This is a genomic window from Nocardioides nitrophenolicus, from assembly GCF_016907515.1.
Taxonomy (GTDB): Bacteria; Actinomycetota; Actinomycetes; order Propionibacteriales; family Nocardioidaceae; genus Nocardioides; species Nocardioides nitrophenolicus.
The window spans coordinates 4,439,513-4,455,751 of record NZ_JAFBBY010000001.1 but is presented as its reverse complement, the minus strand read 5'-3'; the positions used below and the strand labels follow the sequence as shown (position 1 = coordinate 4,455,751).

Here is a 16,239-nt window from a genome sequence, read left to right as displayed (position 1 = left end):
CGCTCAGCAGGCCGCCGCGACGTCGTCGGTCTCGTTGGCCTGGTAGCCCTCGTTCCGCGAGCCGAGCGAGCCGCCGGTGACGGTGCCGGACTGCTGGGCCGGCTGCTCGGTGGCCTGGTCCCCGCCCTGGTCGCCCTCGCCCGCGTCCCCGCTCGGGGTGGCGGCGTCCTCGGCCGGGGTCGTGGCCTTCTTGGCGGCCTTGCGGTCGCCCTCGGCGCGGTCGACGGCGTTGCGGATCATCTTCTGCACCAGGTCGATGTCGGGGTCGGCGGTGTTGATCCGCGGGGGGACCAGGGAGACCGAGGAGATCTTCTGGGTCCGGGCGCGCAGGGCGAGCTGGACGAAGTCGCCGAGCGCGCCGCCGGGGATGTTGGTCTGGATCATCGCGCTGGACGCCTTGGCGATCTCCTGGAAGTTGGTGAGCGCCTGGGCGGGGCTGACCTGGGAGACGAGGGCGGAGAACACGCACTTCTGGCGGGCCATCCGCGAGTAGTCGTCGGACCCCTCGCGGGCCCGGGCGTACCAGAGCGCGTCGTGGCCGTTGAGCTTGCGCTTGCCGGGCTCGATGTAGCCGGTGACGTCCTTGCCGAGGCCGCCGACCGGGATCCGCTGGCGCACGTTGAGGGTCACCCCGCCGAAGGCGTTGACCAGGCGCTCGAAGCCGCGCATGTTGACCATCACCCAGTAGTTGATGTCGAGGTCGGTGATCCCCTCGATGGCCGACACCGTGGCGTCGATGCCGGGGTTCTTCGAGTCCTGGAACAGCTGGGTGTGGTCGCCGACCCAGGTGCTGACGCCGTTGAGGTAGCAGCCGTCGCAGTCGAATCCCTTGGGGAACTGCTCGGCCATCACGCTGCCCTTGCGGAACGGGAAGTTCTGCATGTTGCGGGGCAGGCCGATCATCACGGTGCGGCCGGTGGTGGCGTCGACCGAGGCGACGGTCATCGAGTCGGTCCGCAGTCCCCAGCGGTCGTTGCCGGAGTCACCGCCGATGAGCAGGATGTTGTAGCGCCCGTTGTGGGCGGCGCCGAGGTCGCCGTCGGCGAACATGGTCAGCCACTCGCGCTGGGCGGCGGCGAGGTGGGCGCCGAAGAGCATGGTGCCGGCGACCGAGAAGCACAGCACGCCGTTGACGCCGACGACCGCGCGCCGGTGCGGCATCCGCAGGCTGAGCGGCTGGCCGATCCGCCACGCGTCGACGAAGAGCGCGGCCCAGCCGAGGGCGCCGGCGATGAGGTAGAGCCTGATCACCAGCATCGCGGTCGGGCTGAACGCCAGGCTGAGCGCGAAGCCCTTGTCGTGCCAGCTCCAGGCCGCGACGGCGAGCAGGGTGGCGAGCGAGAACAGCCAGATCCGCAGGGCGAGCCTGCCGATCGCCCGGTTGCCGGCGATCAGCTGCGCCGAGCCGGGGACGACGAGCGTGAACGCCATCAGGGTCAGGGCCCGGCGGAAGCGCACCCGCGCGGCGCGTTCGTCGACGGGAAGCTGAGGCACCCGCCCAGTATCACCAGTCACACGCGCCACTCCGGTGACGACGCGCCGCGAGCGGCCAGGCGGCGACCAACCCCTCGGCCCGACTCAGGCCGCGGCGACCGAGCCGGCCAGCCTGGCGATCTCGTCGGCGGAGGCGTTCGCGCCGGTGCAGACCACCGCGACCGGCCCCTCCGTCCCGGCGGCGGGCGTCGCGACCGCGGCGGCGAGCGCGGCGGCGCCGGCGCCCTCGGCGAGGGTGTGCGCACAGGTCGCGAGCAGTCCGGCGGCCGCGTCGATCGCGTCGTCGTCGACGAGCACGAAGTCGTCGAGCCGGGCACGCAGGATCTCCTGGGTGCGCGGGTACCCGGTCGTCGTGGCGAGCCCGGCCGCGCGGGTCCGCGCGGGAGCGGCCTCGATCCGCCCCGTGCGCCAGGAGTGCCAGCCGGCCGGCGCGGCAGCCGACTGGACGCCGACCACCCGGCACCCCGGGGCCAGCGCGTCGCGGACCAGGCAGGCGCCGGCCGCGCCGGTGCCGCTGCCGATCGGGACGAACAGGGTGCCGAGCTCGGGCGCCTGCCCGAACAGCTCCAGGTACGCCGTCGCGTGCCCCAGCACGATCCGCGGGTCGGTCGGGCAGACGAAGGACGCCCCCGTCTCGGCCGCCAGGGCGCGGGCGTGCTCGCCCGCCTCGCCGAGGCTGGCGCCGACGAGGGCCACCTCGGCGCCGAGCGCCCGGACCGCGTCGCGCTTGGCCGCGGGGGCGCTCGCCGGCATCACGATCGTCGCGCGGACCCCGGCCAGGCGGGCGCCGTACGCCACCGACTGGGCGTGGTTCCCGGTCGAGCAGGTGACCAGGCCGTGCGCGCGCTCGGCGGCGGTGAGGGTGGCGGCGAGGTGGACGCCGCCGCGGACCTTGAAGGCGCCGGTGGGCTGGACGTTCTCGTGCTTGACCAGGACCGGGCGACCCAGCGCCTGGTCGAGCAGCGGGTGCGCCTGCAGCGGGGTGGGCGGCAGGTGCGCGCCGACGACCTCGGCGGCGGCGAGGACGTCGTCGAAGGTCAGCATGGGTCCATCGTCGCGGAGCGCGTACCCATCGGTCCAATAGTTCCTTTCGACGACATTGATCGACATCATCGATATACGATGCCCACCGTGATCGACCTGCGCCGCCTCGAGGCCCTCGTCGCCGTGCACCGCACCGGCTCGGTGTCCGCGGCCGCCGCCCAGCTCCACTACGGACAGCCGACGATCTCCCACCACCTGCGCCGGCTGGAGGCCGAGACCGGCGCCGTCCTGCTGCAGCGGGTCGGCCGGGGCGTGCGGCTCACAGCCGAGGGCGAGCGCCTGGCCCGCCGCGGCGAGGAGATCCTCGGCCTGCTCGCCCGGGCCGAGGCCGAGCTCGCCGCCGCCACCAGCCTCCAGTCCGGCCGGGTCCGGCTCGCCGCCTTCCCCTCCGGCGCGGCCACCCTGGTGCCCGACGCTCTGGCCCTGCTCGCCACCCGCCACCCCGGCATCCAGCTCGACCTCGTCGAGGCCGAGCCACCCGAGGCCCACGAGCTGCTGCGCGCCGGCGAGGTCGACCTGGCCCTCACCTTCGCCTATCCCGACCAGCCCGAGCCCGACCAGATCTCCTCGGTGCCGGTCGTCGACGACCCCCTGTACCTGGTCGCGCCCGCCGACGCCGCGCCGCCCGAGGGCGCCGTCGACCTCGGGAGGTACGCCGAGTCCGGCTGGATCACCGGGTGCGAGCGGTGCCGCCGCGAGCTGCTCAGCCTGTGCGCCGACGCCGGCTTCACCCCCGCGATCGCGTTCGCGAGCGACGACTACGTCGCCGTGCAGTCCCTGGTCGCGAGCGGGCTGGGCGTCACGGTGCTGCCCGGCCTGGCCCTGCGCGCGCACCAGCACCGTGCCGTCGTCCGCCGCCCGCTCGCCGCGCACCGCCGGGTCCAGCTCTCGACGTACGGCGCTCCCCCGCGGCCCGCCGCCGTCGACGCGGTGGCCGCGGCGATCACCGAGGTCAGCGGCGAGGTCAGCGGCGAGGTCAGCGGCTGAGCCGTCCCGCCTCGATCTCCTGCCGGCGCGCCAGCCGGTGCGCCCGCCGGATCTGGGCCTCCCGCAGCCGGCGGTGGTCCTCCTCGGTCTCCGGCTCGAGCGCCGGCACCGGCCGGCCCCGGCCCGCGGAGTCGACGGCGACGAACACGAAGTACGCCGAGCCGACATGCAGGGTGCGGCCGGCCGCGTCCCACGGCTCGGTCTCGATCCGTACGCCGATCTCCATCGATGACGTACCGACCCAGTTGACCTGGCCGTAGGTGCGGATGATGTCGCCGACCCGCACCGGCTCCAGGAAGGCCATCTCGTCGAGCGCCGCCGTCACCGCCGGCCCGCCGCTGTGTCGCTGCGCCACCACGCCCGCGGTCGAGTCGGCCAGCTTGACCACCTCGCCGCCGTGGATGTTGCCGAGCAGGTTGGCCTGCGCGCGGGAGGTGAGCGTGGCCAGCTCGATGCGGGAGTACGACGGCGTGCGTGCCGCGACGATGTCTGTCACTGGTGGCTACCTCCGGAGGTTGTTCGATGGGGGCCCGTGCGCCGGGTGCGTGCATGGCAAGGCGGCGGAGCGAAGCCGTACTGGGTCGTCCTGCGAGCGACGCCAACGCAGCCAGGTGCGTGCCCGGGGCGCGGGACACGCGAACACCCTCCGGAGGTAGCCACCTGCTGACGGTAGCGTCATGGCCATGGCAGGGCGTGGCAACGGCACCGGGGGCTCCGGCGACGACTTCGACTGGGTCTACGGACCCGGCTCCTCCGACGGCGCACGCCCGTCCTCCGACCCCGAGCCGACCCGCCGGATCCCGGTCCAGCGGCGCCCGGGCGCCACACCGCCGCCACCCCCGACCCGGCTGCCTCCCGCGGAGCAGTACGCCGGCACGCCGCCGTCCGGCCGCCGCCCCGCCCCCGCGTCGCCTCCTCCGCCGGCGGCGCCGCCGGCGCGCGGCCCCAGCGGCCGCGGCCGCTGGTCCCGGCCGCGCACCTACGTCCGGCTGGTCCTGCTCGTCCTGGTGCTGTGGCTGGTCTTCCTGGTCGCCGTCCCGCTCATCGCGTGGAACAAGGTCGACAAGGTCGACTTCGAGCCGAGCGCGGACCGTCCGGCCCAGCAGCCCGGCACCACCTACCTGCTCGTCGGCAGCGACTCCCGGGCGGGCCTCTCGCCCGAGGAGCGCAAGCGGCTCCACACCGGCGACGCCGCCTCCGAGCTGACCGACACGATCCTGCTGCTCCACACCGGCGACGGCCCGACCACGCTGGTGTCGATCCCGCGCGACTCGCCGCTCGACATCCCGGGCTTCGGGCGGAGCAAGGTCAACTCGGCGTACGCCAAGGGCGGCACGCCGCTGCTGGTCCAGACCCTCGAGCAGGCCACCGGGCTGCGCGTCGACCAGTACGTCGAGATCGGCTTCGGCGGCCTGGTGGGGGTCGTCGACGCGGTCGGCGGGATCGAGATCTGCCCCAAGCAGCGGATCAAGGACAAGGACTCCGGCCTCAATGTCAAGAAGGGCTGCCAGGAGGTCGACGGCGCCACCGCGCTGGCGTACTCGCGGGCTCGCAAGTACAGCCCGATCTCGGACCTGGCGCGGGTCCAGCAGCAGCGCGAGGTGATCGCCGCGGTCGGCGACAAGGTGCTGTCGCCGTGGTCGGTGCTCAACCCGGTGCGCTGGTGGCAGCTCAACGGCGCCGTCCCCGACTTCTTCCGCTTCGGCGACACCACCGGCCCGGTCGCCGCCGGGAAGTGGGCGCTGGCCATGACCAAGGTCGAGAAGTCGTGCACCGTCCCGCTCGCGCGGGCCGACACCACGTGGGACACCAAGCGCGCGCAGCAGCTCTTCGGCAAGATCGCCTCGGACCGGACCGACGAGATCACCGACGACCTCTGCACGGCCACCGGCCTCGCCCGCTGACCGCACCCCCACGGAGGACCTCGTGTACGAGACCCTGACCTGGCACGTCGACGACGACGGCATCGCGACGCTCACCCTGCACCGGCCCGACGCGCTCAACGCGTTCGACCTGACCATGGCCCGCGAGCTGCTCCAGGTGTTCCTCACCGACGCCCGCGACGACGCCGTGCGCGCGGTCGTCGTCACCGGCTCCGGGCGCGCCTTCTGCGCCGGTATGGACCTGTCGGCCGACGGCAACGTGTTCGGGCTCGACGAGTCCCTCGCCCCGACGCCCGAGGACTTCCGGGCGGCCTACGACGAGGCGCCGTACGCCGACGGCGTCCGCGACACCGGCGGCAAGATCACCCTCGCGATCCACGCGCTGCCCAAGCCGGTCATCGCCGCGATCAACGGCCCGGCGGTCGGGATCGGCGCCACCATGACCCTGGCCATGGACCTGCGCCTGGCCTCCACGAAGGCCCGGATCGGCTTCGTCTTCGGCCGGCTCGGGATCGTGCCGGAGGCCTGCTCGAGCTGGTTCCTGCCCCGCATCGTCGGCATCCAGCAGGCTCTCGAGTGGGTCTACTCCGCCGACATCCTCACCGCCGAGCAGGCCCTCGCCGGCCGGCTGGTGCGCAGCGTCCACGAGCCCGACGAGCTGCTTCCGGCGGCGTACGAGCTGGCCCGCTCGTTCGTCACCGACCGCTCGCCGGTCGCGCTGGGCCTGGCCAAGCAGCTGCTCTACCGCAACAGCGCGGCCGCCGACCCGCTCGAGGCGCACCTCACCGACTCGCTCGCCATGTTCTGGACGTCGATCGGCGACGGCAAGGAGGGCGTCGCGGCCTTCCTCGAGAAGCGCGCGCCGCGCTTCACCGGCAAGGCCTCGGAGCTGCCCCGGATCGTGTGACTCGCGGAGTCACATCGCCATGAACAGGATCTCCTCGCGGCTGTACTCCCGCCCCGGGTGCTCGGCCGCGAGGTGCTCCTGCACCTTGGCGACGAGCTCGTCGTCGGTGTCGGCGCGCAAGGTGGTGTCGCAGGGGCAGCGCAGCGAGGGCATCGGGACCTCCGGGGACGACGGACGGGAACGCGTTCCAGTCTAGGACTCTGCGGACTTCGGGACGAGGGGCGCGTCGGGTTAGCCTCGACCGCGATGCAGCCGATCCCCCGCCGCCGCGCCCGCCATGCCCTCGCCTCCCTCGCCCTGACCGCGACCGTGGCCCTGGCCGGGTGCAGCGAGCAGGAGCCGGTCCCCGCGGAGCCGGCGGCCGACGTACCGGCGACGACGGCGAGCACCCCCACGCCCCCTCCCGCCCCGACGCCCACGCCGGCGCCGCCGGCGGCCGAGGGACCGAAGACGGCGATCCCCCACGTCCAGCGAACCCAGCGGCCGTACGTCAAGGACAAGGAGGTCTGGGAGAAGGCGCAGCCGGCCCACCTGCAGAACCTGAAGAACCCGCTGGCCGAGCGGCGCTGGGGCGTCTACAAGGGCGACCTCGAGCAGACCTGGCGGGCCTACGAGTCAGCCGGCGGCGACGCCAAGCAGCAGCTCGGCAAGATCGCGCTGCGGCCCAAGGCGCTGTGGCTCGGCGACTGGAGCGGCTCCCCCGAGCAGATCGGCTCCGTGGTCCGTGACTACGTCGAGAACGCCTCCGGCGGCGACCCCAAGGTGCTCGTCCAGCTCGCCATCTTCCGGATGAACCCCTGGGAGCACGCCGTCTGCGGCGGCCGCGCCCCCTCCCCCGGCGCCCAGGACGCCTACCGGCGCTGGATCGCCAACGCCGCCCGCGCCCTCGGCCGGCAGCACGCCGCGATCATCCTGCAGCCCGACCTGCCGTTCTGGTGGTGCTCGAACCGCGCCGTGACCAGCTCGCTGATCACCTACGCCGTCAAGACCTTCTCCGCCCAGCCTCACACGAGCGTCTACCTCGACGCCGGCGCCGCCGACTGGAGCAGCACTCCCCAGGTCGGCGCCCCGCGCGCCTCCCAGGCCGCCGACCTGCTGCTCGCCAACGGCATCGAGCACGCCCGCGGCTTCGCCCTCAACGCCACCCACTACGTCGGCACCGAGGAGTCCGTCGCCTACGGCGCCGAGCTGGTCCGGATCCTGCGCGAGCGCGGCGTCAAGGGCGTCCACTTCGTCGTCGACACCGCCCAGAACGGCAACGGGATGACCTGGCCCGAGGTCGAGGCCCAGGGCAGCCGGGTCAACGACAACGCCCGCGTCTGCGGCTCCACCTCCGACCGCCGCGGCTGCGTCACCCTCGGCATCCCCCCGACGTCCCGGGTCGGCGACGAGCGGTGGGGCCTGTCGGAGGAGACCGGCCGGGAGGCCAAGAAGCACGTCGACGGCTTCCTCTGGTTCGCCCGCCCCTGGCTGTTCATGCAGGCCAACTGGCGTGGCGCCGACCGCGCCCTCGGCATGGCCCGCAGCACCACCTGGTTCGCGCCGTAGCCCCGGGCCCGGTCGGCCGGGGGGCACGCGGGGTGGTGCTTGCGCTGTAACACGGAGTTCGCTGCTCTTCCCGACCCAAGACGTCGCGGAGAGGACAGAGCCCCGCGGGGTGGTGGGCTTTGAGGTGATCCTCGGTGCCTACTCGCCGCTATCGATCGCGGCGATGGGTCCAGTATCGCTGTCGGGGTAGAGCAGCGCCATGGATCCTTCGGACAGGTAGCGCCGATCGCCGGCTTGCCACTCGTCGTGCATGTCGGCCAGGACCGCTCCGACGAGCCTGATCACCGCGGCGGGGTTGGGGAAGATCCCGACCACGCGGGCGCGGCGCTTGATCTCCTTATTGACCCGCTCGAGTGGATTGGTCGACCAGATCTTCTGCCAGTGCGCGCGCGGGAACGTGGCGAAGGCGAGGACTTCCGGCTTGGCCTCGTCCATCAACGGCCCGATCTTGGGGAACGACTTCGCGAGCTGGTCACGGACCTCGTCCCACGCGGTGGCGACCGCGTCAGCATCGGGTTGCGCGAACGCGGTGCGGAACACCGCGGCGACCATGTCGACGTGTGACTTGGGCACGTGGGCCAGCAGGTTGCGTGCGAAGTGCACCCGGCAGCGTTGGTGGCCGGCGCCTTGGAACGACCGCTTGAGTGCCTTGACCAGGCCGGCGTGCTGGTCACTGATGACCAGCCGCACGCCGTGCAGGCCGCGTTGCTTGAGGCTGGTCAGGAACCCGCGCCAGAACGTCTCGTCCTCGCTATCGCCGACATCAAGGCCGAGAACCTCGCGTGAGCCGTCAGCGGCGATCCCGGTGGCGACCACCACCGCCATGGACACCACTTGGGAGGTGGTGTTGCGGACGTTGAGGTAGGTCGCGTCCAGGTAGACGTAGGGGAACTCGATGTGGTCCAGCGGCCGGGTCCGGAACGCGCCGACCTGCTCGTCCAGCCCGGCGCAGATCCGAGATACCTCCGATTTGGAGATCCCCGAATCGGAGCCCATCGCTTCGACCAGGTCGTCGACGCTCCTCGTGCTGACGCCGTGGACGTAGGCCTCCATCACGACCGCGTACAGGGCCTGGTCGATGCGCCGGCGGGGTTCGAGGATCACGGGCAGGAAAGAGCCCTTGCGCAGTTTGGGGATACGCAGCTCGACGTCGCCGGCCTTGGTGGTCAGCATCCGTGGCCGGTGGCCGTTGCGATCAGTGACACGCTCAGGCGTGCGTTCGTAGGGTGCGGCGCCGATGCGTTCGGTTGCCTCGATCTCGATCAGTTCCTGCAGCGCGACGCGGACCGACTCACGGATCAGGTCCACGCCGTCGCCGGTGCGGAACGCCTCGAGGAGCTCGGACAGGGCAGACTGGGGCAAGGCCATCGGTGGTTCTCCTTCAGTGCGTGCTTAGCCGTTACACACCGAAGATCCCGCCGATGGCCGCCTACGTCAGACAGCCCCGCCGTGGTCCCTCAAACCCCACCACTCCCAGGGACTCTTACGCGGAGAGGGGTCCGTACGGGTCGCGTACAGCCGACATGAGCCCCGGAGAGCGGCGAACTCCGTGTTACAGCCCACGCCACACCCACGCCACACCCGCCCGGGAAAACGACCACCGGCCACCCCCGAAGGGGCAGCCAGTGAGAGCACGAGCCGGGGGTGGTGCTTGCGCTGTAACACGGAGTTCGCTGCTCTTCCCGACCCGAGACGTCGCGGAGAGGGGTCCGTACGGGTCGCGTACAGCCGACACGAGCCCCGGAGAGCGGCGAACTCCGTGTTACAGCCCACGCCACACCCACGCCGCACCCACCCCACACCCACCCGGGAAAACGACCACCGGCCACCCCCGAAGAGGCGGCCGGTGGGAGGACGAGCGGGTCAGGCGGCAGCGGGAGCCCGGCGCCGGCCGTAGCCGACGCCACCGGCGCCGGCGGCGACCAGGGCGCCGCCGAGGAGCAGCCACATCAGGTCGGGGCCGCCGGTGTTGGGCAGCGCGCCGCTCTTGTCGCCGCCGCCGTCGACCGAGCCGATCCGGAACCGGGTGGTGTCGGAGGACGGGAGGAACTTCGCCGTGTCGTCGGGGCTCAGCGCCGCGCGGGCGAGGTAGCCGCCCTTGGGCAGGCGGGGACCGGTGACCCGGACGGGCTGGTCGGTGAAGTGCACGGTGGTCGTGAAGACCGCCGGGGCGGCGACCCGGGCACCGCGTGCGGCGGAGCCGCCCGAGGTGACGGTGATCGCGATGTTGCCGGCCGGCGGCGTCGGGTTGGCCGCGCTCGCGCTGACCTGCAGCACGATCGGCTCACCCGGCTCCGCGGAGATCACCTTGATGTGGGTCGCGGTCGGGATCTTGGCGGTGTATCCCTGATCGGCACCCGCGGGCGCCGACGGCGCGACGGCGAATGCGAGAGCAAGCGTGGCGAGCGCAGCCAGCTTCTTCAGCACGTGTCCTCCTTGAACTTCCCCATGCAACGACCCGGCGTGTTCAAGGTGACGGGCAGTGCGCGGCAAGCCTAGTGCACCGCGGCCGCCCGCGTCAGCCGGCGGCCGAGTCCGCGGTGGGCTGCGTCTCGACGAGGTGGCCGAAGACGACCGACCGGTTGTCGGTGTGGAAGATCTCGGAGCAGGTCAGCAGCGTGATCAGGTGGTCCCCCGCGTCGTCGGGCGGCTGGGTGCCGCCGGCGGGGTTCACCGGATCGGGGTCGAGGACCCAGGTCTGGGTGAACGGGATGACCAGGTCCTCGCCGCCGGTGTCGAGGACATAGGTGTACGTCGCGGCGCGGGTCTCGACGATGACCTCGTCGCCGGGCTTCAGCGACGGCAGGTCGGCGAAGGGCTCGCCGTGGGTCACCCGGTGCCCGGCGAGCACGTAGTTGCCGACCGCGCCCGCCTCGGCGGTGTCGGCCATGTGCCCGAGGCCCGCGGCGAGCACCTCCTGGCTCGAGCCCACGAGGACCGGGACGGCGTAGTCCTTGCCGAACTTGGGGATCCGCACGATCGCGGTGGCGTTGCCGAAGTCGGTGCGGACGACGTCCTGACCCTCGCCCCAGCCGGAGTGCAGCGCCCGGCGTACGTCGTCCTGGCGCTGCCCGGACTGCCAGTTGGTGCCCCAGAACTGCCACGCGACCCAGCCGAGCACGGCGAGGCCGGCGAGGATCAGTCCGCAACCGGCCCAGAAGGTGATCCGCCGGCCGGTCGACGCCGGTGACTTGCCGGCGGCGGCGTCCGCGGGACGGGACCGGCGTCGGCGTACCCGTCGGGGCGCGGCGTCGGTGCCGTCGGGCCGATCGGTCTGGGTCATGGGGCGTGCCTCCTCGCAGGGCACCGCGTCGGATGGCCCCACCCCATCCAACGCGGTCCGGACCCGCGTGTCACGTCCGGCGGCCCCGCTCGACGAGACCGCCGCCGGCCGCCACGAGCCCGATCCCGGCGATGAGGAAGCCGAGGTGCGGACCGCCCGTGTTGGGCAGCGCGCCGTGGCCTCCGCCGCGCTGGGCGGCGCCGACGTCGAACTTCACCGCGTCCTTGCAGCTCATCAGCTTCTTGGGGTCGTCGGGGGTGAACAGAGCGGTCGCCTTGTGCTGGCCGCGCTGCACCCGGGGCCCCTCGACCTCGACCGCGAGGCCGTCGTAGCGCACGGTCTTCTCGAAGTCGCCGTCGACACCGACGGTCACCTTCCCGACCGGCTGCACGCCTGCGGCGCTCACCCGGACCCGCAGCACGACCCGCTCGCCCACCGACGCCGCGGGTACGACGACCCGGCACGACGTGGGCACCGCCGGCGAGTACGGGTCGGCGGACGCGGCGCCCGCGAGGCCGATCAGGAACGCCACGGGTGCCAGCACGACTGACCCCAGGACCAGGTAACGACGCATCGAGCCCTCATCTCTCCCGAGAAGATGAATGTGCCGCCCGCCACCCCCGACGGGCGAACCTTGATCACCCAACCTCGAAGGTGAGAGCTTCGTTACGTCGTTTTGCGAAGTTTTTTGACTGGTTGCTCGACACCTACCGCGACCCTTTGCTATCCGGCCGCGTACAGCAGAACGCCCCGCGGCCCGGTCCGGGCCGCGGGGCGTTCCCCCGTTCGGTGGGTCAGCGCGCGGTCTTGACGCCGGCCTTGAGCAGCTGCAGCGCCGGAGCCAGCGCCGGCACGTTGGCGTCGGCGGAGATGGCGGTCACGGAGACGACCTTCTCGCCCTTGCGGGCCAGCAGCGTCTCGCTGCTGACGGCGGTGCCGGCGATCGTCTGGTGGCTGGAGTAGCCGAGGCGCTGGTCGGTGCCCTTGAGCTTGAAGCCGATCTTGGCGGTCGTCATGGTGAAGCCGGCCGCCTCCGCGGTGCACTTCGCCACCTTGATCGCGCCCTTCAGGTACGCCTTCGCCTTGGCGGCGGACTTGAACCGGGTGGCCGCCACCAGCACGTACGGCGCGCTCGCCGTGGCCGTCGCCGCGGTGGTGTACGACGCGCTCGAGACCTTCGCGCCCTTGACCACCTTGGCCGGCGTGCACGTGCCCGGCTGGGCCTTGCCGGAGTACGTGGCCGGCGTGACGCCCGCGAGGTGCGGGTACGCCGCCGCGACCTTGGCCGGAGCCGGGACCTTCGGGGCCTTGGCGGCCGCGTCGGCGGGACCGACCGTGAGGCCGACCAGGGCGGCGGGGACGATGACGGCGACGAGCGCGTGGCGGAGCCGGCGCAGCTGCATGGGTTGCTCTCCTCGAGTGAAGCGATGGGTACGACGAGCGGGACCCTGCGGTCCCGCCGCGCGCGTCCTACCCACCCGGGGCGAGCGGCACACCCGCGCGGCGCGGTGACTCAGGTCTCCCTGCCCAGCCGGCTGAAGCCGCTGCGGTGGAAGACCAGCGGTGCGAGCGCGGCGGCCTGGTCGACGTGGTCGACCGCGTGCAGCTCGAGCAGCACGAGGACGTGGTCGCCGGCCTCGACCTCGCGGTAGACGGTGCAGTCGAAGCGCGCCAGCCCGTCGTCGAGCAGCAGCGCGCCCTCGTCGGTGACGCTGTGGGCGACGCCGTCGAAACGCTGCTCGACCGGCCCGGCGAGCTGCCGGCACACGTCGGCGTGGTGGTCGGCGAGGATCGTGACGCCGAGATGGGACGCGCGCCGCAGCGCCGGCCAGGTCTTGGAGCCGACGTCGAGGCTGACCGACACCAGTGGCGGGTCGAGGCTCACCGAGGTGAACGAGCTGGCGGCCAGGCCGATCGGCCGGCCGTCGATCTCGGCGGCCAGGGCGACCACGCCGCTGGGGAAGAACCCGAACGCCTGCCGCAGCCGGGCGGGGTCGAGGTCCTGGTTGGTCGCGAAGGCGCCGGCCAGCACGGTCATCCGCTCACCACCGCCGGGCGTGCGGTGACCACCGCGGGCAGGTCCGGGCCGAGGCGCAGCGACTCCAGGAAGAGCACGATGGTGGCCGCGACGGAGCGGTGCGAGGCGTCGTTGAGGATGTCGTGCCGCCCACCCTCGACCAGCCGGACGACGGCGTCCGGCTGGTCCTCGTACGCCGCGAGCAGGTCCGCGACCGGCGTGACGGGGTCGTCGACGCCGTGGAGGACGAGCACCGGCCTGCCGGGCGCCTCCAGGCGCACCGAGCTCCACGGCAGCGGCCGCTCCAGCCCGGCGCGGTCGAACCCGTCGTCCTCGGTGATCACCCGCCGGTGCACCGGACAGGCGGTGCGGGCGTCGATCTGCTCCGCCCACGAGTCCCACCGTCGGCCGGCGGCGCCACCGGGCAGGGCCAGGCCCGCGATCACGGCCCCGTCGACCGGGAGGGTGGGCGCGAGCAGCGCGGCCAGGGTGGCCCCGGTGTCGGTGCCGACCAGCACCTTCGGCGCCGGCAGCGCCTCGTCGGCGAGCACCTTCTCGACCTGCTCGCGGGTGGTGTCGAGGTCGTCCGGGTCGACCGGCACGAGGCGCACCCGCCAGGCGTCGGCGGAGAGCCGCCGTCCGAAGCGCTCGTAGGAGGCGGCGGTCTCGCCCCGTCCCGGCAGCACGACCAGGGTGCCGCGCGGCGTACCTCCGACGGGCTCGTCCCAGGCAGTCACGGTCATCGATCCTCTCCTCTCAACGCGCCCACGTGGACGTGAACCAGTGCACGGCCCCGGTCTCGGGGTCGTAGGAACGGCGCGGCAGGGTGCCGATGTCGGCGCCGTAGACATGGATGCCGACGACCGGCACGTCGCCACCGCAGCGGACCTGGTGCACGTCGTCGTCGGTGGTGCAGCAGACCGTCACCTGGCCGGCGGTCCACTCGTCGGTGCCCTCCTCGACGAGGGGCACGCCGGGTGCGGCCGGCTTGGCGAACCGGGTCTCCACCTCGGTGCCGCTGTGGATGCCGACGACGCCCCAGGTCTCGTGGCCGTGCACCGGCGTGCCCTGGCCGACGTCCCACACCGCGCTGGCGATCGAGAACGAGCCGTCGGCGGCGACGTGCAGGGGGTACATCACGTAGCGGTCCGGGTCCGGCAGGGTCTTGGCGGCGGGCAGCGCGAAGCCGGCGGCGAGCGTCGCCTCCAGGTCGTCGCGTACGGCGGCGGTCAGCGCGCGCTCGTCGAGGCCCTGGGCGATCAGGCCGGCGACCCGGCCGGCGAACGCCGCCAGCTCGGGGACGTCGGTCTCGACCGGGACGATCTGCTGCTGGGTCATGCGCTCTCCTTCGTCAGGGCGGCCTTGTAGGCCGCGATCCGGTCCCGCAGACCGGGTACGGCGACCGAGCGGGCCAGGGCCGCGAGCTCGGCGTCGCCGTCATGGGCGGGGCGGGGCGGCGCCGGCGCGGTCAGCACGGCCGGCAGGTCCGCGGGCACCCCCGTGGTCAGTGCCACGCCGAGCTCGCGGCGGCGCACGCCGCCCAACGCGACGCCGAAGGCCGCGCCGGGGAAGCGCAGGGTGCGCGCCGGGCCCACCAGCCGATGGTCGCAGGCGAGCACCAGGTCGGCCCCGGCGCCGACCGCGGCGCCCTCGGCGACCGCGACCGTTCGGTAGGGCGCGGCGATCAGTCGCTCGAGCAGCAGCCCGATCCGCACGAACCGGTACGCCAGCGAGGCATCGGTCTCGGCGGCGAGACCGTCGAGGTCGAACCCGGCCGCGAAGTGACGGGCGTTGCCACGCAGCACCAGCGTCTCGGGCCGGGCGGCCGCCGCCTCGTCGAGGGCGCGGTGCAGGTCCTCGACCAGCCCGGCACCGAGCGCGTTGGCCCGCTCCGGGCGGTCGAGGGTGAGCGTCCAGACGTCGCCGCGCTCGATGAGGACGCTCATCGGGCCGCGGCCCACTCGTCGTGTACGTCGGCGTCCGCGCCGAGCCGCGGCGCCCCGCGCTCGAGGCGCGGCGCGAGCCCCTCGACCCGGACCGGGAACACCACGCTCGGCGTGGGTCCGGCCACCGGGACGTCGATCGGGGCGACCAGGCCGGTCGCCTCGACGTGCGGGTCGGCGAGGATCTCGCCGAAGCTGTTGACCGGGCCGCACGGCACCCCGCGAGCCCGCAGCTCGGTGAGCCAGTGGTCCCGCTTCTCCTCGGCGAAGCGCCCCTGCAGCAGGGTCTCCAGCTCCTGCTGGTGCCGCACCCGGTCGAGCTGGGTCCGGAACCGCGGGTCCTCCACCAGGTCGGGCAGCCCGACCACCGAGGCCACCGCGGCCCAGAGTCGGTCGTTGCCCGCGGCGACGGTGAACGCACCGTCGGCGGCGGTGAACCCCTGGTAGGGCGCATTGCGGGGGTGGGCGGTGCCGAGCCGGCGCGGCTCGACGCCGGATCCCCAGTACTCGCTGGTCTGCAGCGCCGAGACGCCGAGCAGGCAGTCGAGCATCGGGCAGTCGACGCGGACCGACGCACCGCTCCCCCGGACCCGGGGCAGCAGTGCCGCGATCGTGTAGGCCGCATAGAGCCCCGCGGTGAAGTCACCGACCGGGACGCCGGCCTTGACCGGTCCGCCGTCGGGCTCGCCGGTGACGCTCATCAGCCCGGACATGCCCTGGATGACGACGTCGTAGGCGCCGTCGTTGACGTACGGACTGGTCAGGCCGTAGCCCGAGATCGAGCAGTACACCAGGCCCCGGTGACCCTCGCGGACCGTCGCGTAGCCGAGCCCGAGCCGGTCCAGCACGCCGGGGCGGTAGTTCTCGACCACCACGTCGGCCGCCGCGACCAGGTCCCGGACCAGGGCCAGGTCGGCCGGGTCCTTGAGGTCGGCGACCACCGAGCGCTTGTTGCGGTTGACCGAGGCGAAGTTGTGGCTGAACCGCTCGGTCCCGTCGTCGGCGAACGGCGGCCAGGCCCGCATCTGGTCGCCGGTCGGCGGCTCCACCTTGACCACGTCGGCGCCGAGGTCCGCGAGCAGCATGCCCGCGAACGGCCCGGCGGCGACATGGGCGAGCTCGACGACCCGCAC

At 73.3% G+C, this 16,239-nt stretch carries 18 protein-coding genes; 4 read left to right on the top strand and 14 right to left on the bottom strand.

The genetic code is table 11. The features are described 5' to 3' along the window. Nucleotides 1–3: 3 nt before the first annotated feature. Complete coding sequence (locus tag JOD66_RS21455) at nucleotides 4–1,494, bottom strand: LCP family protein (protein ID WP_307823642.1); 1,491 nt, start codon at nucleotides 1,492–1,494, stop codon at nucleotides 4–6. A gap of 84 nt (nucleotides 1,495–1,578) precedes the next feature. Then, nucleotides 1,579–2,538 (bottom strand): threonine ammonia-lyase, encoded by a 960-nt coding sequence (locus tag JOD66_RS21450; protein ID WP_204838859.1) that lies wholly within the window; start codon nucleotides 2,536–2,538, stop codon nucleotides 1,579–1,581. Between the two features lie 87 nt (nucleotides 2,539–2,625). On the opposite strand from JOD66_RS21450, the gene JOD66_RS21445 reads away from it, so the two are divergent. Continuing rightward, on the top strand, nucleotides 2,626–3,525 hold the full coding sequence (locus JOD66_RS21445) for a LysR family transcriptional regulator (protein WP_204838857.1): 900 nt from the start codon (nucleotides 2,626–2,628) through the stop codon (nucleotides 3,523–3,525). Here JOD66_RS21445 and JOD66_RS21440 read toward each other — a convergent pair. Then, the gene (locus tag JOD66_RS21440; RefSeq protein ID WP_204838850.1) at nucleotides 3,515–4,021 is read right to left on the bottom strand and encodes an acyl-CoA thioesterase; all 507 of its coding nucleotides are present in this window, start codon (nucleotides 4,019–4,021) and stop codon (nucleotides 3,515–3,517) included. The two genes, JOD66_RS21445 and JOD66_RS21440, sit on opposite strands and share 11 nt — an antisense overlap. A gap of 187 nt (nucleotides 4,022–4,208) precedes the next feature. On the opposite strand from JOD66_RS21440, the gene JOD66_RS21435 reads away from it, so the two are divergent. Both JOD66_RS21435 and JOD66_RS21430 read left to right on the top strand, forming a co-directional pair. Beyond that, nucleotides 4,209–5,429, top strand: a complete 1,221-nt coding sequence (locus tag JOD66_RS21435; RefSeq protein WP_275579836.1) for an LCP family protein — start codon at nucleotides 4,209–4,211, stop codon at nucleotides 5,427–5,429. Between the two features lie 22 nt (nucleotides 5,430–5,451). Continuing rightward, the gene (locus JOD66_RS21430; RefSeq protein WP_204838847.1) at nucleotides 5,452–6,315 is read left to right on the top strand and encodes a crotonase/enoyl-CoA hydratase family protein; all 864 of its coding nucleotides are present in this window, start codon (nucleotides 5,452–5,454) and stop codon (nucleotides 6,313–6,315) included. 9 nt (nucleotides 6,316–6,324) lie between these two features. Here the strand turns inward: JOD66_RS21430 and JOD66_RS21425 are convergent, their stop codons facing one another. Beyond that, nucleotides 6,325–6,468 carry a DUF1059 domain-containing protein gene (locus tag JOD66_RS21425; protein ID WP_204838845.1) on the bottom strand — a complete coding sequence of 48 codons (144 nt, stop codon included), beginning with the start codon at nucleotides 6,466–6,468 and terminating at the stop codon, nucleotides 6,325–6,327. Nucleotides 6,469–6,561: 93 nt separating this feature from the next. Between JOD66_RS21425 and JOD66_RS21420 the strand changes: the two genes are divergently transcribed. Continuing rightward, nucleotides 6,562–7,863 carry a glycoside hydrolase family 6 protein gene (locus JOD66_RS21420; protein ID WP_204838844.1) on the top strand — a complete coding sequence of 434 codons (1,302 nt, stop codon included), beginning with the start codon at nucleotides 6,562–6,564 and terminating at the stop codon, nucleotides 7,861–7,863. 138 nt (nucleotides 7,864–8,001) lie between these two features. Here JOD66_RS21420 and JOD66_RS21415 read toward each other — a convergent pair whose 3' ends face one another. From JOD66_RS21415 to JOD66_RS21370, 10 genes are all read right to left on the bottom strand, one after another. Then, a complete protein-coding gene (locus JOD66_RS21415) occupies nucleotides 8,002–9,231 on the bottom strand; it encodes an IS256 family transposase (protein WP_204838074.1) in 1,230 nt (409 codons plus the stop codon). 495 nt (nucleotides 9,232–9,726) lie between these two features. Then, nucleotides 9,727–10,290, bottom strand: a complete 564-nt coding sequence (locus JOD66_RS21410; protein WP_204838843.1) for an LPXTG cell wall anchor domain-containing protein — start codon at nucleotides 10,288–10,290, stop codon at nucleotides 9,727–9,729. A gap of 91 nt (nucleotides 10,291–10,381) precedes the next feature. Then, nucleotides 10,382–11,146 carry a class E sortase gene (locus JOD66_RS21405; protein WP_204838841.1) on the bottom strand — a complete coding sequence of 255 codons (765 nt, stop codon included), beginning with the start codon at nucleotides 11,144–11,146 and terminating at the stop codon, nucleotides 10,382–10,384. Nucleotides 11,147–11,216: 70 nt separating this feature from the next. Beyond that, nucleotides 11,217–11,720, bottom strand: a complete 504-nt coding sequence (locus tag JOD66_RS21400) for an LPXTG cell wall anchor domain-containing protein (RefSeq protein WP_204838840.1) — start codon at nucleotides 11,718–11,720, stop codon at nucleotides 11,217–11,219. Between the two features lie 220 nt (nucleotides 11,721–11,940). After that, a complete protein-coding gene (locus tag JOD66_RS21395; RefSeq protein ID WP_204838837.1) occupies nucleotides 11,941–12,549 on the bottom strand; it encodes a hypothetical protein in 609 nt (202 codons plus the stop codon). Between the two features lie 110 nt (nucleotides 12,550–12,659). Continuing rightward, on the bottom strand, nucleotides 12,660–13,184 hold the full coding sequence (locus JOD66_RS21390) for a flavin reductase family protein (RefSeq protein ID WP_204838835.1): 525 nt from the start codon (nucleotides 13,182–13,184) through the stop codon (nucleotides 12,660–12,662). Next, on the bottom strand, nucleotides 13,181–13,906 hold the full coding sequence (locus tag JOD66_RS21385) for an alpha/beta hydrolase (RefSeq protein WP_204838833.1): 726 nt from the start codon (nucleotides 13,904–13,906) through the stop codon (nucleotides 13,181–13,183). Before JOD66_RS21385 ends, JOD66_RS21390 begins: the two co-directional genes overlap by 4 nt. Before the next feature lie 13 nt (nucleotides 13,907–13,919). Then, nucleotides 13,920–14,501, bottom strand: a complete 582-nt coding sequence (locus JOD66_RS21380) for a cysteine dioxygenase family protein (RefSeq protein WP_204838832.1) — start codon at nucleotides 14,499–14,501, stop codon at nucleotides 13,920–13,922. Then, nucleotides 14,498–15,109 carry an enoyl-CoA hydratase/isomerase family protein gene (locus JOD66_RS21375; protein ID WP_204838831.1) on the bottom strand — a complete coding sequence of 204 codons (612 nt, stop codon included), beginning with the start codon at nucleotides 15,107–15,109 and terminating at the stop codon, nucleotides 14,498–14,500. The genes JOD66_RS21380 and JOD66_RS21375 overlap by 4 nt, the downstream gene beginning before the upstream one ends. After that, the gene (locus JOD66_RS21370; RefSeq protein WP_204838829.1) at nucleotides 15,106–16,239 is read right to left on the bottom strand and encodes a CaiB/BaiF CoA transferase family protein; all 1,134 of its coding nucleotides are present in this window, start codon (nucleotides 16,237–16,239) and stop codon (nucleotides 15,106–15,108) included. The genes JOD66_RS21375 and JOD66_RS21370 overlap by 4 nt, the downstream gene beginning before the upstream one ends.

Excerpts from the sequence above, each read along its gene's own strand:
- JOD66_RS21415 (WP_204838074.1), bottom strand. The coding sequence starts at position 9,231 with ATGGCCTTGCCCCAGTCTGCCCTGTCCGAGCTCCTCGAGGCGTTCCGC.
- JOD66_RS21385 (WP_204838833.1), bottom strand. The coding sequence starts at position 13,906 with ATGACCGTGACTGCCTGGGACGAGCCCGTCGGAGGTACGCCGCGCGGC.
- JOD66_RS21395 (WP_204838837.1), bottom strand. The coding sequence starts at position 12,549 with ATGCAGCTGCGCCGGCTCCGCCACGCGCTCGTCGCCGTCATCGTCCCC.
- JOD66_RS21450 (WP_204838859.1), bottom strand. The coding sequence starts at position 2,538 with ATGCTGACCTTCGACGACGTCCTCGCCGCCGCCGAGGTCGTCGGCGCG.
- JOD66_RS21420 (WP_204838844.1), top strand. The coding sequence starts at position 6,562 with ATGCAGCCGATCCCCCGCCGCCGCGCCCGCCATGCCCTCGCCTCCCTC.
- JOD66_RS21375 (WP_204838831.1), bottom strand. The coding sequence starts at position 15,109 with ATGAGCGTCCTCATCGAGCGCGGCGACGTCTGGACGCTCACCCTCGAC.
- JOD66_RS21405 (WP_204838841.1), bottom strand. The coding sequence starts at position 11,146 with ATGACCCAGACCGATCGGCCCGACGGCACCGACGCCGCGCCCCGACGG.
- JOD66_RS21400 (WP_204838840.1), bottom strand. The coding sequence starts at position 11,720 with ATGCGTCGTTACCTGGTCCTGGGGTCAGTCGTGCTGGCACCCGTGGCG.
- JOD66_RS21380 (WP_204838832.1), bottom strand. The coding sequence starts at position 14,501 with ATGACCCAGCAGCAGATCGTCCCGGTCGAGACCGACGTCCCCGAGCTG.
- JOD66_RS21435 (WP_275579836.1), top strand. The coding sequence starts at position 4,209 with ATGGCAGGGCGTGGCAACGGCACCGGGGGCTCCGGCGACGACTTCGAC.
- JOD66_RS21390 (WP_204838835.1), bottom strand. The coding sequence starts at position 13,184 with ATGACCGTGCTGGCCGGCGCCTTCGCGACCAACCAGGACCTCGACCCC.
- JOD66_RS21425 (WP_204838845.1), bottom strand. The coding sequence starts at position 6,468 with ATGCCCTCGCTGCGCTGCCCCTGCGACACCACCTTGCGCGCCGACACC.